The organism is Streptomyces sp. 1114.5 (assembly GCF_003635085.1).
GTDB lineage: Bacteria > Actinomycetota > Actinomycetes > Streptomycetales > Streptomycetaceae > Kitasatospora.
This window is the reverse complement of record NZ_RBXE01000003.1, coordinates 175,822-202,441: the sequence shown is the minus strand read 5'-3', so window position 1 is coordinate 202,441 and position 26,620 is coordinate 175,822. Positions and strand designations below refer to the sequence as shown.

25 protein-coding genes and 2 pseudogenes are annotated in these 26,620 nt (G+C 72.9%); 17 read left to right on the top strand and 10 right to left on the bottom strand.

The window, feature by feature from the left end; translation table 11 throughout:
• Positions 1–34: 34 nt before the first annotated feature.
• From BX285_RS32250 to BX285_RS32235, 4 genes and pseudogenes are all read right to left on the bottom strand, one after another.
• Positions 35–220, bottom strand: a complete 186-nt coding sequence (locus BX285_RS32250; protein WP_183107302.1) for a universal stress protein — start codon at positions 218–220, stop codon at positions 35–37.
• 51 nt (positions 221–271) lie between these two features.
• A pseudogene (locus BX285_RS32245) lies at positions 272–442 on the bottom strand (universal stress protein); the annotation flags it as partial.
• Between the two features lie 394 nt (positions 443–836).
• Entirely contained in the window at positions 837–1,349 is a 513-nt protein-coding gene (locus BX285_RS32240; protein ID WP_398901651.1) for an NAD(P)/FAD-dependent oxidoreductase, read from the bottom strand.
• Between the two features lie 12 nt (positions 1,350–1,361).
• On the bottom strand, positions 1,362–1,595 hold the full coding sequence (locus tag BX285_RS32235; RefSeq protein WP_121179214.1) for a DUF1918 domain-containing protein: 234 nt from the start codon (positions 1,593–1,595) through the stop codon (positions 1,362–1,364).
• A 192-nt stretch (positions 1,596–1,787) separates the two neighbouring features.
• Here BX285_RS32235 and BX285_RS32230 point away from each other — a divergent pair, with 192 nt between their 5' ends.
• Positions 1,788–2,405, top strand: coding sequence for a hypothetical protein (locus tag BX285_RS32230; protein WP_121179213.1), 618 nt, complete (start codon positions 1,788–1,790; stop codon positions 2,403–2,405).
• An 8-nt stretch (positions 2,406–2,413) separates the two neighbouring features.
• Here BX285_RS32230 and BX285_RS32225 read toward each other — a convergent pair whose 3' ends face one another.
• On the bottom strand, positions 2,414–3,181 hold the full coding sequence (locus BX285_RS32225) for a glycosyl hydrolase family 65 protein (RefSeq protein ID WP_121179212.1): 768 nt from the start codon (positions 3,179–3,181) through the stop codon (positions 2,414–2,416).
• Between the two features lie 354 nt (positions 3,182–3,535).
• On the opposite strand from BX285_RS32225, the gene BX285_RS32220 reads away from it, so the two are divergent.
• The 7 genes and pseudogenes from BX285_RS32220 to BX285_RS32190 all read left to right on the top strand — a co-directional run bounded on the left by BX285_RS32220 (position 3,536) and on the right by BX285_RS32190 (position 8,089).
• Positions 3,536–3,724, top strand: coding sequence for a hypothetical protein (locus BX285_RS32220; RefSeq protein WP_147465268.1), 189 nt, complete (start codon positions 3,536–3,538; stop codon positions 3,722–3,724).
• Between the two features lie 2 nt (positions 3,725–3,726).
• Positions 3,727–4,083 carry a helix-turn-helix transcriptional regulator gene (locus tag BX285_RS32215; RefSeq protein ID WP_121179210.1) on the top strand — a complete coding sequence of 119 codons (357 nt, stop codon included), beginning with the start codon at positions 3,727–3,729 and terminating at the stop codon, positions 4,081–4,083.
• 80 nt (positions 4,084–4,163) lie between these two features.
• Complete coding sequence (locus tag BX285_RS32210; protein ID WP_121179545.1) at positions 4,164–5,807, top strand: SulP family inorganic anion transporter; 1,644 nt, start codon at positions 4,164–4,166, stop codon at positions 5,805–5,807.
• Positions 5,808–5,880: 73 nt separating this feature from the next.
• A pseudogene (locus tag BX285_RS32205) lies at positions 5,881–6,087 on the top strand (hypothetical protein); the annotation flags it as partial.
• Positions 6,033–6,275, top strand: a complete 243-nt coding sequence (locus BX285_RS32200) for an acetate--CoA ligase family protein (RefSeq protein ID WP_121179209.1) — start codon at positions 6,033–6,035, stop codon at positions 6,273–6,275. The pseudogene BX285_RS32205 and the gene BX285_RS32200, both read left to right, overlap by 55 nt.
• Before the next feature lie 514 nt (positions 6,276–6,789).
• A complete protein-coding gene (locus BX285_RS32195; protein ID WP_121179208.1) occupies positions 6,790–7,083 on the top strand; it encodes an SHOCT domain-containing protein in 294 nt (97 codons plus the stop codon).
• Between the two features lie 31 nt (positions 7,084–7,114).
• The gene (locus BX285_RS32190; protein ID WP_097240718.1) at positions 7,115–8,089 is read left to right on the top strand and encodes an Acg family FMN-binding oxidoreductase; all 975 of its coding nucleotides are present in this window, start codon (positions 7,115–7,117) and stop codon (positions 8,087–8,089) included.
• On the opposite strand, the gene BX285_RS32185 is transcribed toward BX285_RS32190, so the two are convergent.
• Entirely contained in the window at positions 8,086–9,801 is a 1,716-nt protein-coding gene (locus tag BX285_RS32185) for a GAF domain-containing protein (RefSeq protein WP_121179207.1), read from the bottom strand. The genes BX285_RS32190 and BX285_RS32185 overlap by 4 nt on opposite strands.
• Positions 9,802–10,000: 199 nt before the next feature.
• Between BX285_RS32185 and BX285_RS32180 the strand changes: the two genes are divergently transcribed.
• Together BX285_RS32180 and BX285_RS32175 are read left to right on the top strand one after the other, a co-directional pair.
• Complete coding sequence (locus tag BX285_RS32180) at positions 10,001–11,044, top strand: zinc-dependent alcohol dehydrogenase family protein (protein ID WP_121179206.1); 1,044 nt, start codon at positions 10,001–10,003, stop codon at positions 11,042–11,044.
• Positions 11,045–11,071: 27 nt separating this feature from the next.
• Entirely contained in the window at positions 11,072–11,722 is a 651-nt protein-coding gene (locus BX285_RS32175; protein ID WP_179853121.1) for a pyridoxamine 5'-phosphate oxidase family protein, read from the top strand.
• Between the two features lie 81 nt (positions 11,723–11,803).
• On the opposite strand, the gene BX285_RS32170 is transcribed toward BX285_RS32175, so the two are convergent.
• Positions 11,804–12,391, bottom strand: a complete 588-nt coding sequence (locus BX285_RS32170) for a TetR/AcrR family transcriptional regulator (protein WP_097240722.1) — start codon at positions 12,389–12,391, stop codon at positions 11,804–11,806.
• A 105-nt stretch (positions 12,392–12,496) separates the two neighbouring features.
• Here BX285_RS32170 and BX285_RS32165 point away from each other — a divergent pair, with 105 nt between their 5' ends.
• Positions 12,497–13,312 carry an oxidoreductase gene (locus tag BX285_RS32165; RefSeq protein WP_097240723.1) on the top strand — a complete coding sequence of 272 codons (816 nt, stop codon included), beginning with the start codon at positions 12,497–12,499 and terminating at the stop codon, positions 13,310–13,312.
• A 375-nt stretch (positions 13,313–13,687) separates the two neighbouring features.
• Positions 13,688–14,095, top strand: a complete 408-nt coding sequence (locus tag BX285_RS32160) for a hypothetical protein (protein ID WP_147465267.1) — start codon at positions 13,688–13,690, stop codon at positions 14,093–14,095.
• Between the two features lie 59 nt (positions 14,096–14,154).
• Here BX285_RS32160 and BX285_RS32155 read toward each other — a convergent pair whose 3' ends face one another.
• The 3 genes from BX285_RS32155 to kdpB form a co-directional block, all read right to left on the bottom strand.
• Positions 14,155–15,429: an MFS transporter gene (locus tag BX285_RS32155; protein WP_097240725.1), complete on the bottom strand. Its 1,275-nt coding sequence runs from the start codon at positions 15,427–15,429 to the stop codon at positions 14,155–14,157.
• A gap of 2 nt (positions 15,430–15,431) precedes the next feature.
• Entirely contained in the window at positions 15,432–16,373 is a 942-nt protein-coding gene (locus BX285_RS32150; protein WP_179853122.1) for a RimK family alpha-L-glutamate ligase, read from the bottom strand.
• Positions 16,374–16,883: 510 nt separating this feature from the next.
• The gene (kdpB, locus tag BX285_RS32145) at positions 16,884–19,067 is read right to left on the bottom strand and encodes a potassium-transporting ATPase subunit KdpB (protein WP_097240727.1); all 2,184 of its coding nucleotides are present in this window, start codon (positions 19,065–19,067) and stop codon (positions 16,884–16,886) included.
• 584 nt (positions 19,068–19,651) lie between these two features.
• Here kdpB and BX285_RS32140 point away from each other — a divergent pair.
• From BX285_RS32140 to BX285_RS32125, 5 genes are all read left to right on the top strand, one after another.
• On the top strand, positions 19,652–20,473 hold the full coding sequence (locus BX285_RS32140; protein WP_121179205.1) for an SDR family NAD(P)-dependent oxidoreductase: 822 nt from the start codon (positions 19,652–19,654) through the stop codon (positions 20,471–20,473).
• Between the two features lie 39 nt (positions 20,474–20,512).
• Positions 20,513–20,587, top strand: a complete 75-nt coding sequence (locus BX285_RS39630; protein WP_380419867.1) for a 50S ribosomal protein bL37 — start codon at positions 20,513–20,515, stop codon at positions 20,585–20,587.
• Between the two features lie 231 nt (positions 20,588–20,818).
• Entirely contained in the window at positions 20,819–22,648 is a 1,830-nt protein-coding gene (locus tag BX285_RS32135; protein WP_121179204.1) for an APC family permease, read from the top strand.
• A 548-nt stretch (positions 22,649–23,196) separates the two neighbouring features.
• The gene (locus BX285_RS32130; RefSeq protein ID WP_121179203.1) at positions 23,197–24,564 is read left to right on the top strand and encodes a hypothetical protein; all 1,368 of its coding nucleotides are present in this window, start codon (positions 23,197–23,199) and stop codon (positions 24,562–24,564) included.
• A gap of 165 nt (positions 24,565–24,729) precedes the next feature.
• Positions 24,730–26,283 (top strand): Na+/H+ antiporter, encoded by a 1,554-nt coding sequence (locus tag BX285_RS32125; protein ID WP_121179202.1) that lies wholly within the window; start codon positions 24,730–24,732, stop codon positions 26,281–26,283.
• Positions 26,284–26,620: the final 337 nt, after the last annotated feature.

Genomic DNA, 26,620 nt, shown 5'->3' with positions numbered 1-26,620 from the left:
CGTCCGGGCCCGATCCGATCGCCGGACGGTCCCGTCAGCCGTGCGGGACGATCGCGACCGGGCGGTCGACGTGGTGGATCGCGGCGTGGGCCACCGGACCGAGGTGGGCGCCGAGCGGCATCCCCCGGATCCGGCGGTCCAGGACGAGCAGCCGGGCCGTCTGCGCGGCCGCGGTGAGTTCCGGCGAGCCGTCGAATCCGGCGACGACGGGATCGTTCACGACGTTCACCCCGGGTTGGCCGGTGATCGACACCGGGCGGACCGGCCGGTCTCAGTGCCGGGAGGCGGGCACGGTGATGACCGGGCAGTGGGCGCGGTGCAGCAGTCCGTGCGGAACGGATCCGAGCCGCATACCGGTGAAGCCGCCGCTGCCCCGGCGGCCGACGACGACGGCGAGGGCGTGCTCGGAGGCCTTCGCCAACTCCTCGACCGGGTGGCCCCGGCGCTGTGCGGCGGGAGCCGAGCACGACGAGCGCGGCGTGACGGGACTCGCGGCACAGCGCCGGGGGCCCCCGCCGCTCGACCTGCGGACGCCGTCCGGGCGCCGGCTGCCCTACTGAGCCGAGCGCCGCCCGTCCGCCTCTTCCGACTGCCGATCCGCCGCCGGCGCAGATCGGCACGGCCGACGCCAAGCCGGCCTGGGCGGAGGCCGTCCGCCGACGCGGGCCTTGCATGATGAGTCGGGCCGCACGACGAACGACTGAACGAGGCCGCGCCGCGCGGCCCGTCGGCCGTCGGAGCGGTTGGCCACGCACCCGCGCCGGGCAGAGGCCGGACCGTCGAAGCGCGTGGCGATCTCACGCCACGCCGTCACAGATCAGGCGTCGCCCGGGCCTTCAGGAGTCCCCGCGCCTGCCACGACGGAGCACCCGGCGGGCCAGCGTCCTGCTGCCGTTGAAGAAGTCGTTGAACCGGTCCAGCCTCCAGACGGCTCGGAGGACGAACGGCTGCAACAGCAGCGACATCGACGGTGAGTACTTCGAAGCGTCCGACCAGATGCCGGCGAGGTCCTCCGGCATTTCACCGTCGACGATGTAGTCGGCGAGCTGGTGGGCCACGTACGGCACCTGACAGAGGCCGTGGCCGTTGCAGGCCATCGAGTAGAAGACGTTGTCGCCCACCTGCCCGGCGACGGCCAGCCAGTCCGGGCTGACGCCGATCCAACCGCCCCAGGCCCGCTCGACGGCCACGTCGGACAGTGACGGGAACCGGTTGGCCAGATCCTTCCCCATGTCCCGCACGACACCGGGGTCCGGAAGCCGGTCCGGGAGCGGGTAGGTCTGGCCTCGCAGATTCGCGGCCTCGGTACCGGTGAGTCCGCCCGCGGGGGCGTGGGCGGCGACTGTCACGGCGGTGGCCAGTCAATCGGCAAAGAGATGCGGATGGGGCGGGGCGGCCTCGTCCTCGTCCCGGTAGTGGTGGATCCGGGCGTCCGGACCGGGGAAGTACTCCGTCACCCGGCCGTCCTCCGACCAGCGCACGTCGTACGGCGGGCTGCCGTCCGGATGGCGCAGGCCGACGATCTCGCCGTCCCTGCGCGCGGCGCCCGGCCGGGTGCCCTGGACGATGATGCGGTCTCCGACGGCGGCTCTCATGGCGTCCTCCCTGACTCGGTGCGGGGCCGGGGCGTGGCCGCCGTCCACCTCCTATCGCACCACCGGGCGCCGGGCCGGGGCTGGGGCCGGTCGGTCCCTGATCCCGGGCCCGTCAGACCCTCGGGCAACCGTGGCGGGCTCGCCAGACTGATCCGTGAGAACAGAAGCCGCCCGACACCGAGGAGGCGCGCCATGTTCGCCGCAGCCGCCACGCACAGGCGCCCCGCCTCCCACACGTCCCTGCGCGGGCATCTCCGGCGGGCCGCCGGCCGGGACCACAACCCGCTCTGCCGTCCGCTCGACCGGGCGTACAGCCGCCTGGTGACCGGGGTGGCGCTGATGGTGCTCGTCACGTTGGTCCTGGCTGCGGTCGCTGCCCTCCTGGTGTACCGCTCGGAGGCGCACGACGCGGCGCACGCTGCCCGCCACCGGCATGTCGTCACCGCCGTCACGACGGGCCCCGCGCAGTCGGACGACCCCCGAGCGGGCAGCACGCGGGAGCACGCCCCGGCGCGGTGGACGTACCCGGTCGGGCCCGGTGCGGGCAGCATCCCTGTGCCGGACGGCACGACGACCGGCGCGGCGCTCCCGGTCGGGCTGAACGACGCCGGGCAGCCGGTCGGCGCCCCCCGGTCGAACGGGCTGCTCGTCTCGGACGCCGTCCTGGTGGGTGTCGGCGCGGTCACCGCGCTCGGATTCGGTACGGAGGGCTGGATCGCCCTGCGCCGCCGTCGGCTGGACCGGCGGGCGGAGGCGGACTGGGAGTCCGCGTGGGAGCAGGTGGAACCCGGGTGGTCCGGGCGGCGGTGAGGTCCTGGCTACAGGTGGAAGCGCCGGGTCTCGCCCGGCCGGATCGTCGCCTCGGTGCCGCGCAGGCGGATGCGGACCGGTACCTGGCGGTCCTCGCGCAGACTCACCGTGACCGTACGGCGGTCGACGGCGGTTCCCAGGCCCCAGTGGCCCCGGTAGCGCAGGTCCAGGTCGAGCCGGCCGAGGGCGGAGGGCAGGTGCGGGTCGAGCCAGAGGGTGTCCTCGCGGACCTCCAGGCCGGTGTAGCAGCGCTGGAGGAGGTCCACCGCGGCCTCGTGGCGGGCGGCGTCGAGGCGGCGGTGGCGGTAGCGCAGCACGGCCTGGGCCAGTTCGGGGAAACGCAGGTTGAGCAGCCGGAGGACGAACAGCTCGTCCCAGAAGACGTGCCCTCGGTACGCCTCGCCGTGCAGTCCCCGGGCGGGAATGCCGACGTCGAGGTCAACGGAGTGCTCCGAGTAGGCCTGCAGCAGATGGAACAGGTCCAGGTGCAGTGGGCCGGCGCCGTCGAACTCGGCATCGATCCCGCAGCGGCGCCACAACTCCGCCCACCGCAGGGCGTGTTCGGCGAGCAGCTGCCCGAAGTCGCCGGCCTCGGCGGCGAGCCGGCGGGAGGCGAGCAGCGGGGTCCCGATCGCCCGGTCGCGGGAGGTGTGCACGGCGACCGTCTTCGTGACGGTGACGGACCGGCCCGGTTCGGCGTCCAGGATGAGGAGGTGGGCCGCCCAGCCCTCGCGGCACTCGGTCGTGTGGTGCACGACGCGGCCGCCGGTGGCCATGCCGGAGGCGGAGACGATGCTCCGAGAACGGCCGGATCACCCTGACCGGCGCCCTGCCCGACCCTCTCTCCGCCGGCATCCTTGAACACCTGGTCCGCTCCGTCCCCGGCGTCGTCGACGTCGAACTCCGCCTCACCACCCCCGCCTGACCAGGCATCCCGCGTGCCGACCTGAGGGTCCTCGGTCGTCCTCGCCTCGCTGCGGGAACCGCCCGGAACCGGCTGATCGGCGGTCCGCAATGGTCGCGACTTGAAGAATTCTTCAAGTTCACAGATGATGCTGTCGGTAATCCGCTAGAGGTGATCCGGCAGAAGTGCGGCCAGGGACATGAGCGCCCGCGGCGAGGAGGGGCACATGAGCGACGCCTTCGATCAGGAGCTTCGCGGTCAGCTCGCCGACGCCCGTCGGCAACGGGCGAGCGCGCTTGCGGCCGGGGACGAGGACGGCGCCCAGGCGTACGGCGGGCGCGTCACGCAGCTCCTGCGGATCGCCGGCCAGTACGGCATCGAGGTCGAGCCCGTCGTCGAGGAACAGGAAGACTGAGGATGGCCGTCCCGCTCTACCAGGCCAAGGCGGAGTTCTTCCGCACCCTCGGCCACCCGGCGCGCATCCGCGTGCTGGAACTGCTCCAGGACGGGCCGCTTCCGGTGCGCGAGCTGCTCGCCGCGATGGAGATCGAGCCGAGCAGCCTCTCCCAGCAGCTCGCCGTGCTGCGCCGCAGCAACCTGGTCACGGCCACCCGTGAGGGCAACACGGTGGTCTACGCGCTGAGCACCCCGGACGTCGCCGACCTGTTGCGGGCCGCGCGCCGCATCCTCACCGAGATGATCACCGACCAGGGGGCGCTGCTCGCCGAACTGCGTCAAGCCGCCGTACAGGATGCCCGGGAGAAGACCGCGTGAGCGTGATACAGCCGACCCTCCTGAACCGCGCAGCCGGACGCGTCCGGGCCGTGCTGCCGAACCGGGCGGTCCTCGCCACCATGGGCCGTTCGCCCCGCAAGGACCTGATGGCGGGCCTGACGGTGGCGATCGTGGCCCTGCCGCTCGCATTGGGCTTCGGCGTCGCCTCCGGCGCGGGTGCCGAGGCGGGGCTGGCCACCGCCGTGGTCGCCGGGGCGCTGGCCGCGGTGTTCGGCGGCTCCAACCTCCAGGTCAGCGGGCCCACCGGGGCGATGACCGTCGTCCTGGTCCCGATCGTCCACCGGTACGGCACCTCCGGTGTGCTGACCGTCGGCCTGATCGCCGGCCTGCTGCTGATCGTCCTCGCCCTCGGCGGGGCCGGCCGCTTCATGGCCTACGTGCCTGCCCCGGTGGTGGAGGGCTTCACGCTCGGCATCGCCGGGGTGATCGGGCTCCAGCAGGTGCCCGCCGCGCTCGGCGTCACGAAGGGCGACGCGGAGAACGTCGTGGTCGTCGCGGCCCGGGCCGTCACCGAGTACGCCCGCCACCCGCACCCGGCGGCGCTCGCGATGGCCCTCGGCGTCGCCGCCGTGATGCTGGTCGGTGCCCGGGTGCGTCCCGGCGTCCCGTTCTCGCTGATCGCCGTTGCCGCCGCGACCCTGGCGGCCGGCCTCGCGCACGCGGACGTGGCGACCATCGGCCACCTCCCGGCCGGGCTGCCGCTGCCGTCCCTGGGCTTCCTCGACCTCGGCGCCGTCCCGCACGTGCTGACCGCCGCCCTCGCCGTCGCGGCCCTGGCGGCGCTGGAGTCGCTGATGTCGGCGACCGCCGCCGACGCGATGAGCGTCTCCGAACGCCACGACAGCGACCGGGAGTTGTTCGGCCAGGGCGTGGCCAACGTGGTCGCCCCGCTGTTCGGCGGTGTCGCCGCCACCGGCGCGATCGCCCGGACCGCCGTCAACGTCCGCTCCGGCGCGGCCTCCCGGCTCGCCGCCCTGACACATGCCGTCGTGCTCGCCGCGGTGGTCTTCGCCGCCGCACCCCTCGTCGAGTCCGTACCGCTCGCCGCCCTCGCCGGCGTCCTGATCGCCACCGCCGTACGGATGGTCGAGGTCGCCTCGCTCCGGGCGCTCGCCCGCAGCGGACGGGGCGAGGCCGCCGTCCTGGCGCTCACCGCCGCCGCCACCCTCGCCTTCGACCTGGTCACCGCCGTCATCGCCGGCCTGGCCGTGGCCGGGGTCCTGGCCCTGCGCCAGGTCGCCCGCTCCGCACGGCTCCAGCGGGTGCCGCTGCACGACGGCCTGGCTCCGGCCGACCACCACGAGGAGGAACAGGCGCTGCTCGCCGAGCACATCGCCGCCTACCGGATCGACGGCCCGGTGTTCTTCGCGGCCGCCCATCGCTTCCTGCTCCAACTCGCCGAGACCACCGACGTCAAGGCCGTCATCCTGCGCCTGTCCCAGGTCACCGCCATCGACTCCACCGGCGCCCTCGTCCTCGGCGACGCGATCACCAAGCTGGAGCGGCGCGGCGTCCTCGTCCTGGTCTCCGGCCTCAAGGACGGCCACCGGCGCACCTTCGACGCCCTCGGGGTCCTGGACGGACTGCGGGCGGCGGGACGGGTCTTCGGCCACACCCCCGAGGCCATCGCCTACGCCCGGACCCGACTGCACACCGCCGGCGTCCTGGCGGACGCCCCGGCATGGAACGGAGCCGACCGATGACCGCATCCCGCGAGCCCCGGCGGTGAAGCGCCGCCGGGGGCGCCGGAACCGACTGGACGCCGAGTTCGGCGGCGCCTTCCCCCGGCCCGGCACCGCCGGTGTGGCCGTGCAGAGCGGCGGCGTGGGAATCGCACTGCTGGAGCGCCTGGCCTGGCTGGGCGTCGGGGTGTCGAGCTTCGTCTCGCTCGGCGACAAGTACGACGTCAGCGGCAACGACCTCCTCCAGTGGTGGGAAGCGGACGGACGCACCGACCTCGCGCTCCTCCACCTGGAGTCCTTGCCGTCCTCGCCCGGCTGTCCCGGCTCGCCGAGGACTTCCCGGAGCTCGTCGAGACCGATCTCGACCCGGTCATCGTCCGTCCCGACGGCGCCGTGTGCGTGGACGCCCGGGTGCGCCTCGAACGCCGCCCGTCCTTCGACCCCTACCTGCGACGGCTACGGCGCCCTTCCGCCGCCGAAGGAATGTGACCACCGTGAAGCACAGCATCCTCGACGGCACGGCTGCCGGCACATTCCCGTCCGCCGACCCCGCACCGTCGCCGGGTCGCATGCTCGTCCGCGACTGCAGGAGCGCCCCGGCATCGCGGTCGCCCCCGGCACCGATTTCGCCACCGTCGCCGCTCGGCATCACCCTCACACCGGGCAGCGGAGTCGTTCCCGGCACGTTGCACGTCCGCTGCGAACGCGGCCTGGTCTCGGTGACCAGCCGCACCCGCGCGCGGCGATTCCGCCGCCCTGTGTCTCGAACCACGTCTCGCGGCTGCTCGCCAAGCTGGGCGTGGAGCGTCGACTCCAGGCGGCCGTCCTCGCCGCGCACGCCGAACCCGATCCGCAGCACCAGCAGCGCCCGCACTGACCGGCCCGCGCTGAGCAGCCGGGCCCGAGTGGGCCCGGAGGTGGTGCCGAACGGCCCAAGCGGTACGCCGTCCCCCCGTCGCACGGTGGAGGTGTTCGACCTCCCGTCACGGCTGAGGAGACGGCGATGCTGTACTGGAACGACGGCGGCATGAACGGCTGGGGCATCGGCCTGATGACCGTGAGCATGCTGCTCTTCTGGGCGCTCGTGATCTTCGGCGTGGTCGCGCTGGTACGGCATCTGGGCCGGACGGCTCTGCACAGCCCGTCGGCCCCGGTACGTCCGGTGGCGCCTCCCCAGCGGAACCCCGCGGAACAACTGCTCGCCGAACGCCTCGCCAGGGGCGAGACCGACCCTGACGAGTACCGGACCCGTCCGGACATCCTGCGCGGCGGCGGTGAGCCGCCCGTCTCCGGCTGACTCCGACCGACCACGCACCCTGGAGGCGGTCATGCCCACCCTCGCCCTCGACGCCCTGACCCTGGAGAAGCTCGTCTCCGCGGCGGTCGCGGCTCCCTCGATCCACAACAGCCAGCCCTGGCGCTTCCGGCTCCAGCCGGACACCTCCACCCTGGAGGTGTGGGCCGACCGCAGTCGGGCCGTCCCGGCTGCAGATCCCCGGGGCCGGGCACTGCACATCTCCGTCGGTACGGCCGTCCTCAACCTGCGGATCGCCGCCCGACACCTCGGCTGGGCACCCGAGGTCCGCCTGCTGCCCGACCCGGGCGAACCGGAGCTGTTCGCCACCGTCCGGCTGGACGCCCCGGCCGCCGCACGCACCCGGGGCATCGACAAGCTGTACGAGGCGATCTGGCACCGGCACTCCACCCGGACGCCCTTCACCGGCAAGCCGGTTCCGCAAGCCGTCCTCGACGAACTCGCCACCGCCGCCCGGTCCGAGGAAGCCCTGCTCCACCTGCCCGACCACGAGGAGACCGACCGACTCCTGCACCTCACCGCCGAGGCCGAACGCCGCAACACCACCGACGAGGCCCAACGCACCGAGAGTCGCACCTGGATCCGCACCGGGGAGGCACCGCCCTACGGCATCCCGGTCGACGCGCTCGGACCCCAGGACGCCGCCGGCCACCTGCCCATGCGCGACTACTCCGCCATCCACGCCGCCGAGCACCAGGCGCCCGCCCCTTTCGAGAGGGAACCCCGCATCGCCGTCCTCGCCACCGAGCACGACACCCCGCAGGACTGGCTGCGCGCCGGCCTCGCCCTGGAACACGTCCTGCTCGCGGCCACCGTCCACGGCGTCCGCGCCTCGCTGCTGCACCAGGCGATGGAGTGGCCGTACCTGCGCTGGGAGGCCCGCGACCCGCACCGCGGCCCCGGCCACGTCCAGATGCTGATCCGCCTCGGCTACGGCCCCGAGGGCGCGCCCACTCCCCGCCTGGCACCCGGCGACGTGCTGTCCTAGACGCCTGGCAGCGGGACGCGCCACACCAGTTCGGTGCCGCCCTCCTGGCGCGCACGTTCGGCGAAGGTGCCGCCCAGGGCGGTGGCGCGGTCCGCGAGGTTGGCCAGGCCACTGCGGCGGCCGCCCTCGGGCAGGCCGACTCCGTCGTCGCTGACCGTCACGGTCAGCTCCTCGCCGGCCGTCACGGTGACGTCCACGGTCGAGGCCCGCGCGTGACGGGCGGCGTTGGACAGCGCCTCCTCCAAGACGGCGACCACCGCGTCGGCGACCTCGGGAGGCACGGTGACGTCGAGCAGGCCGCTCATCCGCAGGGCCGGGGCGAAGCCGAGCGCACGGGCGGCGCGTTCGAGCACCTCGACGACGCGGGAACGCAGGCCGGCCGCTGCCGGGCCCTTCTCGCGCAGGCGCAGGCCGAAGATCGTGGCGCGGATGGTCTTGGCGGTCTCGTCGAGGTCGTCGATCGCCCGCAGCACGCGGTCGGTCGCCTCCGGGTGCTCGATGAAGCGGGTCGCACCCTGGAGGGTCATGCCGGTGGCGAAGAGGCGTTGGATGGCCAGGTCGTGCAGGTCGCGGGCGATCCGGTCGCGTTCCTGCAACAGTGCGATCTGCTCGGAGTCGCGGCGCCGCTCGGCCAGCTCCATGGCCACCGCCGCCTGGCCGGCGAAGCCGAGCAGCGGAACGGACTCGTCTTCCTCGAACAGTGGCGCACCGGCGGCCCTGGCCAGGAGGAGAACGCCGCGGATGCCGCGCTCGGCGGTACCGACCGGGACCGCGAGCGCCGGGCCGAGGCCGCGCCAGCGTGGTGGCCCGGCCGTGATCCGGGGATCGTGCTGGACATCGGGGCTCACTACGAGCCCGCCGGTGCGCAAGGCCGTCCCCATGAACGAGCCGTCGACCGGCAGCACGAGACCCCGGTGCTCGTCCTCGCCGAGGCCGACGGCGATCCGCACCTCCAACTCGCCGGCGCCGGGCAGCGGCATGGCGACGACCGCGAGGTCCGCACCGGCGATCTCGGTCGCGCGGGCGAGCAGCAGGTCCAGCACCTCCTGCTCCGCGCTGCCCGACAGCAGGCTGCTGGTGATCTCGGCGCTCGCCTGCAGCCAGCGCTGTCGCTGCCGGGCCCGGGCGTAGAGCCGGGCGTTGTCGATGGCCACCCCGGCGGCGACGGCCAGGGTGGCGAGGACGGACTCGTCCTCGGCGTCGAAGTCGCCCCCGCCCCGCCTCTCGGTCAGGTACAGGTTGCCGAACACCTTGCCGCGGATCCGGATCGGCACCCCCAGGAAGCTGCGCATCGGCGGGTGGTTGGCCGGGAAGCCGTAGGAGGCCGGGTGGTCGGAGATCCGGCTGAGCCGCAACGGCTCCGGGCGGCGGATCAGTTCCCCCAGGATGCCGTGGCCGGACGGAAGGTCGCCGATCAGCTTGACCTGGTCGTCGGTGACCCCGACCGGGATGAACTGGGACAGCCGCTGGTCCTCACCGATCACCCCGAGCGCGCCGTACTCCGCGTCCACCAGGGTGACCGCCGCCTCCACGATGTGCTGGAGGGCCTGGGACAGCTCCAGATCACGCCCGACCGCCAGCACCGCCTCCAGCAGGTTGTGCACCCTGTCACGGGTCCCGCGAGCGGCGTCCAACCTGGCCTGCAGCTCGTCCAGCAGCTCGTCCAGCTGCAGCTTCGGAACGGGTGCGGAACCTTCCGACGCGCTGCCCAAGGGGTCCTCCCTGGCTCGCCCCCAATGGCCCACTCACCAGGGTAGGCACGCTCGTCACGGTGTGGCGGGTGCGAGAGGGGGTCCAACGGCCCACCCGGAGGATCCGCCGGACCCATGGCGACGGGCCCCGCCGCGCAGAACGCTGGAAGGGCGGACGGAATCGTCCCGGCTCCGCCGTCCGAGAGGAGCCACCACAGCCATGAAAGCGCTCGCCTACGACGGACCCGGCCGCCGCACCTGGGGCGACGCCCCCGACCCGACCGTCCGAGACCCCGAGGACGCCGTCGTCCGGGTGGACGCCGTCACCATCTGCGGCACCGACCTGCACATCCTCAAGGGCGACGTCCCCGAGGTCATCGAAGGCCGCGTCCTCGGCCACGAGGCCGTCGGCACCGTCACCGAGACCGGACCGGGCGTGCGCACCGTCACCGCTGGCGACCGCGTCCTGGTCTCCTGCATCTCCGCCTGCGGCCGCTGCACCTACTGCCGGGCCGCGAGCTACGGCCAGTGCACCGGAGGCGGCGGATGGATCCTCGGCCACCTGATCGACGGCTGCCAGGCCGAGTACGTCCGCACCCCCTTCGCCGACACCTCCCTGCACAAACTGCCCGACGCCGTCCGCGACGAGGACGCCCTGCTGCTGGCCGACATCCTGCCCACCTCCTACGAGGTCGGCGTCCGCAACGGCCGTCTCGGCCCGGGCGACACCGTCGCGATCGTCGGCGCCGGACCGATCGGCCTCGCCGCCGTCCTCACCGCCCGGCTCTACAGCCCCTCCCGCACCATCGCGATCGACCTCGCCCAGAGCCGCCTCGACGCCGCCGAACGCTTCGGCGCCGACACCACCCTCACCGTCGCCGAAGCCACCCCGGAGGCCGTGCGGGCGCTCACCCGGGACGGACTCGGCGTCGACGTCGCCATCGAGGCCGTCGGCGTCCCCGAATCCTTCGAACTCTGCACCCGCCTGGTGCGCCCCGGCGGCCGGGTCGCCAACGTGGGCGTGCACGGCAAGCCGGCGGTGCTCCACCTGGAGGACCTCTGGATCCGCGACATCACCATCACCACCGGCCTGGTCGACACCCACAGCACCCCGCTGCTGCTCGACATGCTGGCCGTCGGCCGACTGGACATCGGCGGGCTGGTCACGCACCGCTTCGGGCTCGACGAGATGCAGGACGCCTACGACGTCTTCGCCGACGCGGCCGACACCGGCGCGCTCAAGGTCGCGCTCTTCCGGACGTGACCCGCCATGGACGGAGGAACCGCCACCATGACCGAAGGCCCCGACCCCGTCGCCATCGCCCACCGGATCGTCCAGCGCCGCGACCAACTCGGCCTGAGCGAAGCAACACTGGCCTACCGGGCGAACATGGCACCGGCGTACCTGCGCCAACTCCTCAGGACCGGCCCCCAGTTCGACCCGCCTTCCTTCGTCCGGATCGCCACCGCGCTCGGGACGAGCTGGCCGGAGCTGCTGTCCGGCCACCGCCCCGACGCACCGCCGGGACAGGCCGACGCCGACCCGCGCCCACTGTTCCACCTGACCGAGCCGCAGTGCTGGGAACTCATCGGCAGCCACGGCGTGGGCCGGGTCGGCCTGCCCCTCGGGCCGGCACCCGTCGTCCTCCCGGTCAACTACGCGGTGGACGGCCGCACGATCGTCTACCGCACCGCCCCCAGGGGCACCGCCGCCCCGGCCGAGGGCTCGCCCGCCTCGTTCCAGGTCGACCGCATCGACGACCACCGCGGTGACGGCTGGAGCGTCCTGATCCTCGGCGAGGCCCACCACATCGACGACCCGCAGGAGCAACAGCGGCTCGCGGCGCTACCGGGCGCCACACCGTGGGCCGGCGGCGCCCGCCCGCTGTGGGTCCGCATCCGGCCCGCCGAGGTCACCGGCCGCAGGATCGGCACGGGGTGAGCGCTCCGCCGTCGTCGCGGGCCGCATCGGCGGCCAGGGTGTCGGCCGGCGCGAGGCCGCAGAGGGGCGTCGGACGCGGCCCTACCGGACAGGTCCGGCGTCCAGCAGCGCGAGGGCGTTGTGGACGCCGTGGTCGAGGACGTCGTCGGCGAGCTTGGGATCGGCCAGGGCGCGCGCGAGTTGGAGCGTCCCGACCATCATGGCGAAGACGCCGAGCGCCTGTGCGCGTGCCGAGGGCGGGTTGTCGGGTGCCAGGCGGGCAGCGATGTCGTCGATGACGGCCAGCAGGCCGTCGGTGAACGCCTGCTTGGTCGCGTCCGTGCAGCGCCCGATCTCGTCGAGGAGAGCGGCCGTGGGGCAGCCGTTCTCGGGGTCGTCACGGTGCTCGGCGGACAGGTAGGCGCGGACGAACTGTTCGAGTCCGGCGCGGCCCGGCGCGAGTGCTTCAAGGCTCGCGTTCTGCGCGCCCAGCTGGTCGGCGACGGCGTTCGCGACGAGGTCCTCCTTGGAGGCGAAGTGGGCGTAGAAGGCTCCGTTGGTCAGCCCCGCGTCCGACATCAGCGCGGAGACCCCTGAGCCGTCGATGCCGTCCTTCTTGAACCGGCGGCCGGCGGCCTCGATGATCCGCTGGCGCGTCGCCTGCTTGTGGTCCTTCGCGTAGCGCGCCACGCGCTCCTCCTCGTAGCCCCGGTGGAGAGGCCGCTTGCCGCTCTCCGTCTCCCGTCCTAGAGTAATTGCATTACGGTCATAATCCAATCCATGGGGAGGCCCATCATGACCACGAGCCGGCCGGTAGCACTCGTGACCGGAGCATCGTCAGGCATCGGCAAGGCGGCCGCCTCCGCGCTCGCCGATGCGGGATTCGAGGTCGTCGGCACGAGCCGCCGAGCCTCAGCGGACGACCGCCGCGAGGGCGTGACGTTCCTCGACCTCGACGTGGCCAGCGACACCTCGGTCGCCGGCCTGGTCGACCGCGTGATCGAGCAGTTCGGTCGGATCGACGTCCTGGTCAACAACGCCGGCATCGGCTCTGCGGGCGCCGGAGAGGAACGCTCCCTCATCCAGGACCAACAGCTGTTCGACATCAACGTCTTCGGACTGATCCGCATGACCAAAGCCGTCCTGCCGCACATGCGCGCTCAGGGCGGCGGCCGGATCATCAACATCTCGTCCGTTCTCGGGTTCGTCCCCGCGCCCTACATGGCCGCCTATGCCGCGTCCAAGCACGCCGTCGAGGGCTACTCCGAGTCCTTGGACCACGAGGTCCGCCAGCACGGTGTCCGCGTCCTGCTCGTCGAGCCCGCCCAGACCAGGACCGCGTTCGAGGCCAACTCCCCGAAACCCGCCACGCCTCTGCCGGTCTACGAGCAGCAGCGCCAGGTCTTCGAGCGCGTGATGGCCGCGGCGATGAAGGACGGCGACGACCCTGCCACCGTCGCCAGGGCGATCGTCGCCGCGGCGACCGACCCGAAGCCGAAGCTGCGCTACCCCGCCGGACCGACCGCCGGACGCGTCAGCACCCTGCGCCGCCTCGTCCCCGCTCGTGCCTTCGACCGGCAGATCCGCAAGCTGAACCAGCTGCCCGCCTGACCGGCACCCCCATCCCCCGGCAAGCTTCGCATCGGTCGGCCGCTGCGACTTCACGGCGCGAAGGTGGACCAGGGCGGCCTTGGGGGTGGGGTCAACCACGAGAGCTTCTTCCTGAGGGCACGCCGTTGACCCCATCCTGCACCAGTTCTAAAACACGGCCTGGAAGGCCAATGAAGATCTTGCTGACACTGCGGGCGGCGTTTCGGCGGCACATGGCGTAGCTGTGGGCGGCTCCGGTGGCTGGTGGCTGCGGAGCGTGCTTGTGTGAGTGCGAACGGTAGCTATAGGGGTGTGCTGATGATTGGATCTTCGATGCGACCGGTGTCTCTTGGTGCTCGTTCTGCTTGTGCTCTTGCTCTTGCCGGGGCGTTGGGTGTGGCGGTGCTGGCAGTGCCGGCGGGGGCGGCCACCGGTAACACGTGCGGTGGTGCGGTCTCGGACTGGGTCGGCGAGGGCGAACTCGACACGGCGTTCGAGGGGAGTGTGACCTTGCCGGGTGGGTCGACGCGGGCCATCTCGATCGCGCCGCAGGCGCTGGGGAGCACGCTGGTGAGGACGGAGGTGACGGCGTCGGCCGAGGAGTCGCGTGCGGCGGTGGGGAACTTCGTCCTGCGTATCAACAGCCTCGGGCGCGGGCAGATCACCTTCCCGACCTACGCGGGGGAGAGCGGCGTCACCACCGGGACGCTCTGCCCCGTCGGCACCCGGGTCACCAAGATCACGGGGAAGGTCTCCACTGCCGGGGTCGAGGGAAAGCTCGACTTCACCGCTTCCCGTACCTGACCCCGGGACGCTGACGCGTCCGGGACCGGCCCTGCCGGCGTGCGGCTCCTCGGAGCCGGTCACGCCGGCAGGGCCGCCGTCGTGGTGGGCCGGGTCTTGGGGCGTCGGCCGAGCAGTGCGCCCGTCCCGACGGCGGAGAGCGCCGACACGGTGCCGCCGAGCAGGAGTCCGTAGCGTGGGCCCGCCGCCTGGCAGAGCCAGCCGATGCCGGGCGCGGCCAGCGGGGTGGTGCCCAGTGAGGCGAGCATGTAGAGGCCCATGACCCGGCCGCGCAGCGCGGGGGCGACGGCGAGCTGCAGTCGGGCCTTGGCGGCCGTCATGAAGAGCAGGAGCGCCGCTCCGGTCGGCACCAGCGTCAGGGCGAAGGTGCGGAAGTCGGGCATCAGACCGCTCGCGGCCTCCAGCGTCCCGAAGGCGAGCGCGTAACCGGCCGTGTGCCGCCGGCCGCGGGGGCGCGCGCGGGCCGCGAGCAGTGAGCCGGTCACCGCGCCCACGGCGAGCGCGGCGGAGCCGATGCCGAAGGCGGCGTCCGGGCTGTGGAAGACCTGGGCGGCCATCAGCGCGGTGGTGATCTGGAAGTTCATCCCGAAGGCGGCGACGAGGGCCACCAGCACGAGTGTCAGGCCCAGCTCGGGGCGCTGGCGCACGTAGCGCAGTCCGGCCCGTACCTGCCGCCCCGCGCCTGCGGGAGCCGGTGCCGGGTGCAGGGCGCGGGTGTCCATGCGCAGCAGGGTGGCCAGGACCACGGCGTAGGAGAGGGAGTTGAGGGCGAAGGCCGGGGCGACGCCGAAGGCGGCGATGACGGGGCCGGCCAGGGCGGGGCCGGCCACTCGGGCGAGGTTGAGCACCGCGCTGTTCAGCGCCAGCGCGCTCGGCAGGTCGTCGGGCTCGACGGCCTCGGCGATGAAGGCTTGCAGGGTGGGCTTGTCGACGACCATGGTCAGGCCCAGTGCGAGGCAGAGCGCGTAGACGGCGCCCAGGGTGGCGGAGCCGGTGGCGGTGAGCAGGGCCGCGGCGAGGGCGAGCGTGCCGTGGAGGGTCTGGGTGAGCAGCAGCAGTCGGCGTTTGGGGAAGCGGTCGGCGAGTGATCCGCCGCAGGCGCCGAACAGCAGTATCGGCAGCAGTTGCAGGGCGGTGGTGATGCCCAGCTGTGTGCCGTCGCCGTGGGACAGCTGCAGGACGAGCCAGCCCTGGGCGATGTTCTGCATCCAGGTGCCGGTGTTGGAGACCGCCTGGCCGATCGCGAGGAGGCGGTAGTTGCGGTGGCGCAGCGGTGCGAGGGCCGATGTGCGCGCGGGTGGGGTCGGTGCGGCGGGTGCGCGGGGGTGGGCCATCGCTACACCCGGGCGGTCAGTCTGGCCACGCAGGCGGCCACGACGGCCGGGGTGACCTCGCTCATGTGCTCGCGCCAGCCGACGTTGGCGTTGACCTCGCAGATCGTGAACCCGCCGTCCGCTTCGAAGAGCAGGTCCACGCCCGCCACCGCCAGGCCGAGTGCCTGGGCGGCACGGACGGCCAGTGCCTCGCCCTCGGGGTGCAGGCCGGGGCAGAGCACGGAGGTTGCGCCGAGCGCCACGTTCGACCTCATTCCGCCGTCGGTGGCGGAGCGGACCTGGGCCGCGACGGCCCGGCCGTCGACCACCACCACCCGCAGGTCACGGCCGTGCGAGTGGGAGACGTACCGCTGGAACAGGTAGGGGGACTCCGCTTTGAGGCTGCCGTGGACCTCCCGCAGCATCTGGGTGTCGGGGGCCAGGAACACCTGCCCGCCGCGCTGGCCGCGCACCGACTTCACCACCGACGGCACGGAAACCCCCGCCGCGATCACATCCTCCAGCTCCGCGTGCGTGTAGCTGCGGGTGTCGGGAACGGGAAGACCCGCCAGGGCCAGCTGTTGCAGCTGCCAGAACTTGTTCGCCCCCGCCAGCACCGCCTCCAACGGGTTGAGCAGCACCGTGCCCATCGCCACCAGATGACGCAGCAGCGTGCCCTCCCGGTCGGTGCTCAGGCTCGGGGACGCCAGCCGGGCGTAGACCACACCCGGCGCCTCCAGCAGGCAGCCGTCCAGATCCCGCAGCGTCAGCTTGCCGCCCTCGATCCCGAGCAGCAGCTCATCGGTGCGCCACACGGCGAACCGGCCGGGCAGCGCGTCCTCAAGAGCCGTGGTGAGGCCGGCGACGACGCCGTTGTCCAGCAGCCCGGGCCCGGTCAGCAGCCAGCACTGGGCACCTGTCCGGCCGCCGAGCCGTCGCCGCTCCGAGGCATCACTCACCGTCACCACAACAACTCCTCCCCTGGCCCAACCGGCAACCCTGCGATGCTCACACCCGACGCCCGGCAGGGCCGGGCATTGGCCCGGGCAGCGGCGCGCCACGCCGACAATCGGGTCCAGGGCCCGTCTTCAAACCCCCGCCTGGGGGCCGACGCTCCCCCAGCCTTCGGCCGGGAGGTACCCCCAGGGCACGCACCTCGCCGCGTTGTCGTCGGTCGCCAATGCGCTGCATTGGGCTCCCTCCTCCGCCTTGCGATGCACGCACCCCAACGCCGCCCCGCCCGCCCTCCGGGCGAACGACGGGGGTTTGAAGACGGGCCCTAGCCGAGAGGCCGCCCGGCCTGCGGCCGGACAGCTCTCAGCAAGATCTTCATCGGCCTTCTGGCGGTCGACCTGCCAGGGGAGGGCTGATCGGGAGGGTGAGCTCTCACTCCTTGGGTAGCTCGCCGCGTCGTAGCAGTGCCCGACCCCTGCCCGCCGCCTCGGTGCTGTTCCGGGGGCGGCGGGCTGGTGCTGCTATCCGAGGCCGGGGACGAACTGGATCAGCAGGTCGATCGCCTTGATGCCGAGGAAGGGCAGGATGAGCCCGCCGAGGCCGTAGACCCGCAGGTTGCGCCGGAGCAGATCGGTGGCGGAGGCGGGCTGGTAGCGGACGCCGCGCAGGGCGAGCGGGATCAGGGCGATGATGATCAGGGCGTTGAAGATGATCGCGGAGGCGATGGCCGAGGTGGGGCTGTGCAGTTCCATGATGTTGAGGTGGTGCAGTCCGGGGTAGGCGTTCGCGAACATCGCGGGGATGATCGCGAAGAACTTGGCGACGTCGTTGGTGATCGAGAAGGTGGTCAACGCGCCGCGGGTGATGAGGAGTTGTTTGCCGACCCGGATGATGTCGATGAGCTTGGCCGGGTTGGAGTCGAGGTCGACCATGTTGCCGGCTTCCTTGGCGGCGGGGGTGCCGGAGTTCATGGCGACGCCGACGTCGGCCTGGGCGAGGGCGGGGGCGTCGTTGGTGCCGTCGCCGGTCATCGCGACCATGTTCCCGGCGGCCTGTTCGCGCTTGAGGTGGGCGAGCTTGTCCTCCGGGGTGGCCTCGGCGAGGAAGTCGTCCACCCCGGCCTCCTCGGCGATGGCCTTGGCGGTCAGCGGGTTGTCGCCGGTGACCATGACGGTGCGGATGCCCATCCGGCGCAGTTCGGCGAAGCGTTCGGCGATGCCCTCCTTGACGACGTCCTTGAGTTCGACCACGCCGAGTGCGCGGGCGCCGTGCCGGTCGCGGACGGCGACCAGCAGCGGGGTGCCGCCTGCTTCGGCGATGCGGTCGACGAGCGGCTTGGCCTCCATCGGGAGCCGTCCGCCGGAGTCGACGACCCAGCGGGCGACGGCGTTCGCGGCGCCCTTGCGGATGAGGCAGGTGGTGCCGTCGGGCCAGGTGAGGTCGACGCCGCTCATCCGGCTGTGGGCGGTGAACGGGACGGGCTGCTGCTCGCCCAGTTCACCCGGGGAGCGTGGTGGCACCCAGTACTGACGGTTCGTCAGTTCGACCAGTGAGCGTCCTTCCGGGGTCTCGTCGGCGAGGGAGGCCAACTGGGCTGCCTCGGCAAGCTGTTCGGTGGTCGCGCCGGGCAGCGGGTGCAGGGCGACGGCGCGGCGGTTGCCGTGGGTGATGGTGCCGGTCTTGTCGAGCAGCAGGACGTCGACGTCCCCGGCGGCCTCGACGGCGCGGCCGGACAGGGCGACGACGTTGCGCTGGACGAGGCGGTCCATGCCGGCGATGCCGATCGCGGAGAGCAGGGCGCCGATGGTGGTCGGGATGAGTGCGACCATCAACGCGACCAGCACGATGGTGGTCTGGGGTGCGTTCGCGTAGATGGCCATCGGCTGGAGCGAGACCACGGAGAGCAGGAAGACGATGGTCAGCGAGGCGAGCAGGATGTTGAGCGCGATCTCGTTCGGCGTCTTCTGCCGGTTCGCGCCCTCGACCAGGGCGATCATCCGGTCGACGAAGCTCTGCCCGGGCCGGGAGGTGACCCGCACGACCAGGTGGTCGGAGAGGACCTTGGTGCCGCCGGTGACGCCGGTGCGGTCGCCGCCGGACTCCCGGATGACGGGTGCGGACTCCCCGGTGATCGCCGACTCGTCCACGGTCGCCACGCCCTCGACCACCTCGCCGTCCTGCGGGATCACCTCGCCGGCCGACACCAGCACGATGTCGTGCAGCAGCAACTGCTCGGCGGGGATGACCTCGTGGCGCAGGTCGCGGGTGCCGACCCGCCAGTGCAGCAGCCGCCGGGCCGTCGTCCCGGCCTGGGCACGGCGCAGCGAGTCGGCCTGGGCCTTGCCGCGTGCCTCGGCGACGGCCTCGGCGAGGTTGGCGAACAGCACGGTCAGCCAGAGCCAGAAGCTGATGACCCAGGCGAACACGCTGGGGTGGATGACGGCGCTGATGGTGGTGAGCGCCGAGCCGGTCTCGACCACCAGCATCACCGGGTTGCGCATCATCATGCGCGGGTGGAGCTTGCGGACGGCGGCGGGCAGGGCCTCGGACAGCTGCTGGCGGGTGATGAGCCGACGGCGCCCCTTCGGGCCGGTGGGCCGGTGGCTCGGGTGCTGCGGTGGCTCCTCGGGTACGGGGTCCGGGCGGCGGAACCAGTTCTGCTGGTCGGGGGTGGTGTCCGGTGGGGTGAGGGCCGAACGGCGCATCGTCTCGGGGGACCTTCCGGGCCGCCCGGGAGAGGGGCGGCGGTTCGGGGAACGACGGGGGAACGCCGGACAGCGAAGCACCGGATCCTCACACGGCATGCCGCCTTGACGGCGAATTGGCGTGCGCTGCCGCTTCCTTGACAGCTCCATGACGCCCCGTCGGACACGTGTTCGTCAATGTGTGCCGGCCGGGCCCGTCAGAGCTTCGTCAGGGAAAGTGATCCGGCTTGCCCCGGGGTGGCGAGGACGGCTTTGATGGAGGGCATGCACCGCTCGACACGCCACCACGACCGCCCGCCGCATAGCCGGCCGCGGATCGTCGCTGTCGCGGTCGTCGCCGCCGGCCGGTAGGACCGAGCCACTACCCCGCTCGCCGCCGGCCGCGGGCATGGTCCGGGTTCCGTTCGTCCGGCCCGTGCCGATCACCGCCGTCCGTCCCCTGTCCCGACCGGCTCCGGGGGCCAGGGGACGGACGAGCCTTCCCTCGCAACACACCCCTCTCGCATCGGCGGCCCCGGTGGCGAGCGGCTTCGTGCCGCGTCGCCCCCGCACCCCGTCGATGCCTTTTCACCCTTGGATGGGTCATGTCCGACGCTGTTCTTTCCGCCCGCACCGCCCTCGTCACCGGCGCCTCGTCGGGGATCGGCTGGGAGACCGCCCGGCTGCTCGCCGGGCACGGCGCGACCGTGCTCGTGCACGCCCGCACCACCGCGGAGGCGGAGGACGCCGTGGAGCGCCTGGTCGCCGCGGGTGCCCGGCGAGACCAACTCGTCGAGCTGGCAGCCGACTTCACCAAGCTGTCCGAGGCCGCGGTGCTGGCCGGCACGGTCGTCAAGCACTACCCGGCACTGGACCTGCTGGTGAACAACGCCGCCGCGATGGCACCCGAACGCTGCACCCTCACCGACGACGGCAACGAGGTCTCGCTGCAGGTCAACTTCCTGGCCGCGCACCTGCTGGCGAAGCTGCTGCGCGCCCCGCTGTCGGCGGCCGGCGACGCCCGGATCGTCAACGTCTCCTCCTCCCTGCACCGCACCGCCTCGATGAACTGGTCGGATCCGCACCGGGTGAAGAGGTACTCGCGGGTCGCCGCGTACGCGCAGTCGCAGCTCGCGCTGACCATGGCGACCGCGGACATGGCCCCGGCCGGCTCCGGCATCACCGCCGTCAGCGTCAACCCGGGCCTGTGCGACACCGCGCTGCTGCCGCTGTACGGGCGGGTCGGCGCGCCGGCCGCCGAGGGCGCGGCGGCCGTGGTGCGGCTCTGCCTGCCGGAGACGGCCGTCGCGAACGGTGCCTACTTCGACGGTGGCGTCATCGCACCGACCGCGGCCGTCGCTCAGGAGGAGCGCTCGCTGAAGCGGCTGGCCAGGCTCGCCGACCAGCTGGTCGGCCAGGCGGCCTGAACCGTCCCGAACCTCCCGCGTTCCGAGAGAAAGAGCACGATGTCCAAGCGCGCCCGTAAGAAGAAGGCCCGGCGTAAGAAGAAGGCGAACCACGGCCGCAAGCCCGGGCAGTAACCCGACAGACCCACCCGGTGCCGCGTGCCACCGGCACCGGGTGCACACCTTCGGCCTCTGAGGCCCGCCGTCCGGCTGTGCGGACCGGCGGCGCCTCGGGGGCCGAGTCGTTGTACGGGGCGTCAAGATCGCATCAAGGTCGATGCTGCCGACATCAAGGGTGTGTAGGAAGCGGAGGACGGTGCCCCGGGGGGCTCCACGATCGTCAGTATCACGATCGAGGAGCCAGGAATGCCAGAGACCACTGTTCCGACCGTAGCGGCCGAGCCCGAGCCGCCGGACACCGGCGTGGGCGACGAGCGGCACCGGCTCAGTGCGCTCGGCGGGCTGGCGGCGCTCTCGCTGGACGCGATGGCCTCGGTCGCGTACGGGCCGGAGTCCATCGTCCTGGTGCTGGCCGCGGCCGGCGGGTACGGGCTGGGCTTCACGCTGCCGGTGACCGTGGCGATCGCCGTGCTGCTAGCGGTGCTGGTGGCCTCCTACCGGCAGGTGATCGCGGCGTTCCCGGACGGCGGCGGCTCCTACGCGGTCGCCAAGGCGCACCTGGGCCGTCGGACGGCGCTGACCGCGGCCGCCTCGCTGGTGATCGACTACGTGCTGAACGTCGCGGTCTCGGTCACGGCCGGCGTGGCCGCGCTCACCTCGGCCGTGCCGGGCCTCTACGACCAGCGGGTCTGGCTCTGCCTGGGCGTGCTCGCGCTGGTGACCCTGGTGAACATGCGCGGGATAGCCGAGTCGGCGCGCTGGTTCATGGCACCGACGGCGGTCTTCGTGCTGTCGATCCTGGCGATCATCGTGGTCGGCCTGTTCCGGGACGGTCCGGCCAGCACCGCGGCGGCCGCCGGGCACGCCTCGTCGCTCGCCGAGAACGCCACCACCGTGGGCGCGCTGCTGCTGCTCAAGTCCTTCGCGGCCGGCTGCTCCGCGCTGACCGGCGTGGAGGCGGTGGCCAACGCCGTCCCCTCCTTCCGTACCCCGCGGGTCAAGCGCGCCCAGCACACCGAGGTCGCGCTCGGTGCGCTGCTCGGCGTGATGTTGATCGGGCTGGCCGTGCTGATCGGGCGCTTCCACCTGCAGCCGGTCGAGGGCGTCACGGTGCTCGCCCAGCTCGCCGACGCCTCGCTCGGCCACGGCGCCGGCTTCTACGTCGTCCAGTTCGCCACCGTGGTCCTGCTCGGCCTGGCCGCCAACACCTCCTTCGGCGGCCTGCCGGTGCTGCTCGACCTGCTCGCCCGGGACAACCACCTCCCGCACGTGTTCGCGCTGCGCGCCGACCGCCAGGTGTACCGGTACGGCGTGCTGTTCCTGGCCGCGGTGTCGGCGGCGCTGCTGGTCGGCTCCGGCGGGGACGTCAACAGCCTGGTACCGCTGTTCTCGATCGGCGTCTTCGTCGGGTTCACCATCTGTCAGGTCGGCATGGTCCGGCACTGGTTCCTGCACCGGCCGGACGGCTGGCGGTGGAAGGCCGCGCTGAACGGCTTCGGCGCCATGCTCACCGGTGTCGCCACCCTGGTCGTCACCGGCACCAAGTTCACCGAGGGCGCCTGGGGCATCATGATCGCCCTGCCCCTGCTGGTGGTGTTGTTCGAGGCGGTCCACCGCAGCTACGGGCGGATCGGCGAGCGGCTGGAGCTGGGCCGGGTGCCCGGCCCGGTGACCCGTCAGCGGAGCCTGGTCGTCGTCCCGGTGACGGCGATCACCCGGCTCACCCGGGACGGCCTGTCTGCGGCGCTCTCGCTCGGCGACGAGGTCATGGCGGTCACCGTGGTGCACGAGCCGACCGCGGCCGAGGCGCTGCGTCGGGACTGGGAGCTGTGGCAGCCGGGCGTCCCGCTGGTGGAGATCCCGGACGACCACCGGCGCCTGGGGCGGCCGATCGCCGACTTCGTCAACGAGCTCGGGTCGGAGCACGCCTACGACCGGCTGACCGTGCTGATCCCCGAGGTGGAGCCCGCCCGCTGGTGGCAGCGGGCGCTGCAGAACCGGCGCGGCGCCGTGATCGACCGCGCGCTGCGCCGGCACACCGACGCGGTGGTCTGCCGGCTGCGGATGCGGATGTGAGCAGGTGAGAGCTGCGCCGGCAGGCCTCATCGAAGCCGTCGGGGGCCGCTTCCGGGCCAGGATCGGCGACCAGGACCTGCCTGACCGACCACGAGGACCAGAGGACGCTTGGCGTGCGGACCTTCGACGGCTCCGCCGGGCAGCAGTGGACGGTCTCCCGCTGAGGTGGTGCCAAGGCTGCGTCAAGACGGCCGTCAGCCGCGTCAAGGAACCGTCAGGGTAGGCGGACGGGTGTTCGGCCGCACCTAGTGTGAGCTGCGAGGAAACGGTTCGCTGCCCGGGCGTGGGGCCTGGCGGCGGACCGTTTGCCGAACCCCGACTCCCGGCGGGTTCCTCCGGGGAAGGTTCGGCGGCCAGTGAAAAACAGGGGGAGGGGGCGCGCGGCGATGCCAACGGGAACGTCGGGCGGTACGGCTGTCATGGGGAAAACGGTCGCGTCGGACACGGCGCGACAAGAGCCAGCCGCACCACCTCCCGCACCGCGCGCCCCCCGGCTCCGGCCCGGAAGCTCCTGGCGCAGCCGGGACTGGTGGAACACGCCGCGCCTGGTGCGCGGACTCACCGGCCTCTGCCTCGGGGCGCTGATCGCCGCCGGCACGGTGACCGCCGGCGTCCTGGGCGGGGCCCGGGACGGCACGGACGTCATCGGCCACCAGGCCGCCCCGCAGGTGGTGCGCTCGGCGGACCTGTACTTCGCACTCAACGACATGGACGCCCAGGCTGCCAACCTGCTGCTGTTCGGCGCCGACCCGGACTACACGGCGCTGCGCAAGGAGACCCTGGACAGCTACGAACAGCGGCGCGCCCAGGCCGACACCGACCTCCAGCGCGTCACGGAAGCGGTGGCCGGCGACCAGGGCGGGCAGCGGGCCGTGCAGACCGTCATCGGCGAACTCGGCCGCTACGAGGCCCTGGTGGCCCGCGCCCAGCTACTGGAGGACCAGGCCCATGCTCCGGCCGGCCGCCCCTCGGCGGACGCCCTCGCGGCCTACCGGCAGGCCACCGACCTGCTGCGCCAGCACCTGCTGCCCGCCGTCGACGACGTGACCAAGGCCAACACGGCCGTCGTGGAACGCAACTACACCGACCAGCGCGACGCCCTGGCCGGCGGCTGGTGGTGGATCCTGCTCACCGGTCTGCTCGCCCTGGCCGGGCTCGGGCTGCTGCAGCGGCTGCTGGCTGTGCGGTTCCGGCGGCTGGTGAACGTGCCCCTTGCCGTCACCACGGTGCTCACCGCGGTCGGCCTGGCCACCGCGCTGACGCTGGCCTCCCGTGCGGACCACCACCTGGTGGTCGCCAAGAGCAACTCCTTCGACTCGGTGATCGCCCTCAGCCGGGCGCGCGCGGTCGCGTACGACCTCAACGCCGACGAGAGCCGCTACCTGACCGACCCCGCCCGGGCCGCCGCCTACGAGCAGAGCTTCCTCGACAAGACCCAGTCCCTCGCCCGGATCGACGGCGCCACGCTCGCCACGTACAACGACCGGCTCGCCGCACTGGCCGACAAGCACCGGGCCGACACCGGCCAGGTCGGCTTCGGCGGTTACCTCGGCGACGAACTGCGCAACATCACTTTCGCAGGGGAGCAGGACGCGGCGGAGCGGGTGCTGGCCGCCTTCCAGCAGTACCAGCGCGACGACCGTAAGATCCGCGAACTGAACGCCCAGGGCAAGCTCAAGGAGGCCGTCACCTTCAACACGGGCCTCAACCCTGGCCAGTCCAATGCGGACTTCGGCGTGCTCAGCGCCGCACTGGAGGACAACCAGGCGATCAACCAGGGTGCCTTCGAGGGAGCGGTCGCCGACGGCGACGACGACCTCGACACCACCACCGCGGGCCTGGGTGCGGCCGTGTTGGCGGCGGTGCTCGCGCTGACCGCGCTGGGCGTGCGGCCGCGCCTGCGCGAGTTCGCCTGACCACAGTGTGGCGCGGGCTTGTGCCCAGTGATTCTGCCCTGCCACTCCCCGCTAATGCTCCGATAAGATGACCGCAGGTGTGCCGGGAAGCCTGGTCGGCGCGGGGGATGACTGCGGCGATCGGCGGCGGTGACCCCGGTCCTTGCGATGGGGTCATTTCCGCTGATGCACGTTGTGGCGATCGTTCTCGTCCTGGTGGTCCTGGCCACGACCGTGGCCACCTTCGCCGGGCGCCTGCGGGTGCCCGCGCCGTCGCTGCTGGTCCTGGCGGGCATCGGGGTGGCGCTGATACCCGGCGTCCCCGCCCTGCACATCCCGCCGCAGGTGATCGGCATGGTCGTCCTGCCGCCGCTGCTGTACGCCTCCGCCGAGGAGCTGTCGCTGCGGGACCTGCGCACGGTGTGGCGGCCGGTGACGATCCTCTCCTTCGGTCTCGTCTTCGCCTCCGCCGCCGCCGTCGGTTTCGCGGCCGTCGCCGTCGCCGGACTGCCGCCCGCGATGGCCTTCGTGCTCGGCGCCGTGCTCTCCAGCACCGACCCGGTGGCCGTCACCGCGCTCGGCCGCCGACTGGCCCTGCCGGGACGGCTCCAGGTGCTGGTGCAGGCGGAGAGCCTGTTCAACGACGCCACCTCGCTCGTCCTGTTCAAGGTGGCCGTCGGGATCGCGGTGGCCGTCGGCGCCTCGGTGAGCGTGCCGGCGGCGGGCGGGGAGTTCCTGCTGCTCGGCGGGGGCGGCAGCGTGGTCGGCGCCGCCGTCGCGGGCCTGGTGTGGCTGGTGCGCCGCCGCACCGCCGACCCGGTGCTGGAGACGGTGATCGCGCTGGTCACCCCGTACGCGGCGTACGTCCTCGCGGAGTCCGCGCACACTTCCGGCGTCACCTCGGTCGTGGTCGCCGGGGTGCTGCTCGGGCGCTCCGGGCACCGGCTCACCGACGCGCACATCCGGCTGCAGCTGCACGCCGTGTACGCGGTGGTGGTGTTCCTGCTGGAGAGCGTCGTCTTCTCCATCGTCGGCCTGGAACTGCCCACCCTGGTCAGGGAGCTGCCCCCGGGCACCGGCTGGTGGCCGCTGCAGGCGCTCGCGCTGGCCGCCGTCCTGATCGCGGTGCGGGTCCTCTCCACCCTGCCGCTGACCCGCGCCGTCAAACCCAGCCAGGGCCGCGGGCGGCTCTCCTGGCGGGTCGCCGGGGTGGTCACCTGGGCCGGCACCCGCGGCGTCATGCCCCTCGCCGCGGCCCTGTCCATCCCGCTGCTCGCCGACGACGGCACCAAGCTCACCGGACGGCCCCTGGTCCTGGTGCTGACCACCGCCGTCGTCGTGTTCACCCTCGTCGTCCAGGGCTTGACCCTCGCAGCCGTCGTCAACCGCTCCGGCCTCGCCCTCGAACCCGAACACACCGCCCGCGAGGAGGACGACACCCGCGACGCCCTCAACCGCGCCGCACTCCACCACGTCGAGAACCTCGCCGAACTGGAGGCCGTCCCCGACACCGCCCTCGACCGCGTACGCCGCGCCCTCACCGCCCGCCTCGACCGAACCCCCGAAGCCCCCGACGGCACCACCGCCGACGCCGCCTACCGCCAGCTGCGCCACGAGGTCATCGCCGTCCAGAGCACCGAACTGCACCGCCTCTACGACGAGCACCGGATCAGCGACACCACCCGCCGCCGGCTCCAGCACGACCTCGACCGGGAGGAAGCCGCCCTCGGTACCCCGTGACACCGCCGGGGTCGACCGGGCACACCGGGCAGGGGACTCAGCGGTGACGGCCCGGAGGAGCCGTTCGGCGGGCCCCGCTCCACCTGGGGCGCCCGGCCGGCCTCCGGCGTCGTGGCAGTGGACCGGCCTGCCTCAGTGTGCGGAGGCGGCCGTCGCCGGGGTGCTCGCCCGGGTGACGGGGGCCGCGGTGGCCGGCTTCGGGTTGAGAAGCCGTAGGGAGTGGACGGGGGAATGCGCGGACTCACGCGAATGCCACGGGCCAGGTGGCAGACGCCCACACCGTGACGCCCGAGGTATGTGTCGCCGCCATAGAGATGGCACTTCGTCCTCCGTAGCG

What these genes read in the sequence shown, in the direction of transcription:
- BX285_RS32235 (WP_121179214.1), bottom strand. Translation starts at nt 1,595, where the DNA reads ATGAGAGCCGCCGTCGGAGACCGCATCATCGTCCAGGGCACCCGGCCG.
- BX285_RS32230 (WP_121179213.1), top strand. Translation starts at nt 1,788, where the DNA reads ATGTTCGCCGCAGCCGCCACGCACAGGCGCCCCGCCTCCCACACGTCC.
- BX285_RS32225 (WP_121179212.1), bottom strand. Translation starts at nt 3,181, where the DNA reads ATGGCCACCGGCGGCCGCGTCGTGCACCACACGACCGAGTGCCGCGAG.
- BX285_RS32220 (WP_147465268.1), top strand. Translation starts at nt 3,536, where the DNA reads ATGAGCGACGCCTTCGATCAGGAGCTTCGCGGTCAGCTCGCCGACGCC.
- BX285_RS32215 (WP_121179210.1), top strand. Translation starts at nt 3,727, where the DNA reads ATGGCCGTCCCGCTCTACCAGGCCAAGGCGGAGTTCTTCCGCACCCTC.
- BX285_RS32210 (WP_121179545.1), top strand. Translation starts at nt 4,164, where the DNA reads ATGGGCCGTTCGCCCCGCAAGGACCTGATGGCGGGCCTGACGGTGGCG.
- BX285_RS32195 (WP_121179208.1), top strand. Translation starts at nt 6,790, where the DNA reads ATGCTGTACTGGAACGACGGCGGCATGAACGGCTGGGGCATCGGCCTG.
- BX285_RS32190 (WP_097240718.1), top strand. Translation starts at nt 7,115, where the DNA reads ATGCCCACCCTCGCCCTCGACGCCCTGACCCTGGAGAAGCTCGTCTCC.
- BX285_RS32180 (WP_121179206.1), top strand. Translation starts at nt 10,001, where the DNA reads ATGAAAGCGCTCGCCTACGACGGACCCGGCCGCCGCACCTGGGGCGAC.
- BX285_RS32175 (WP_179853121.1), top strand. Translation starts at nt 11,072, where the DNA reads ATGACCGAAGGCCCCGACCCCGTCGCCATCGCCCACCGGATCGTCCAG.
- BX285_RS32165 (WP_097240723.1), top strand. Translation starts at nt 12,497, where the DNA reads ATGACCACGAGCCGGCCGGTAGCACTCGTGACCGGAGCATCGTCAGGC.
- BX285_RS32155 (WP_097240725.1), bottom strand. Translation starts at nt 15,429, where the DNA reads ATGGCCCACCCCCGCGCACCCGCCGCACCGACCCCACCCGCGCGCACA.
- kdpB (WP_097240727.1), bottom strand. Translation starts at nt 19,067, where the DNA reads ATGCGCCGTTCGGCCCTCACCCCACCGGACACCACCCCCGACCAGCAG.
- BX285_RS32140 (WP_121179205.1), top strand. Translation starts at nt 19,652, where the DNA reads ATGTCCGACGCTGTTCTTTCCGCCCGCACCGCCCTCGTCACCGGCGCC.
- BX285_RS32135 (WP_121179204.1), top strand. Translation starts at nt 20,819, where the DNA reads ATGCCAGAGACCACTGTTCCGACCGTAGCGGCCGAGCCCGAGCCGCCG.
- BX285_RS32125 (WP_121179202.1), top strand. Translation starts at nt 24,730, where the DNA reads ATGCACGTTGTGGCGATCGTTCTCGTCCTGGTGGTCCTGGCCACGACC.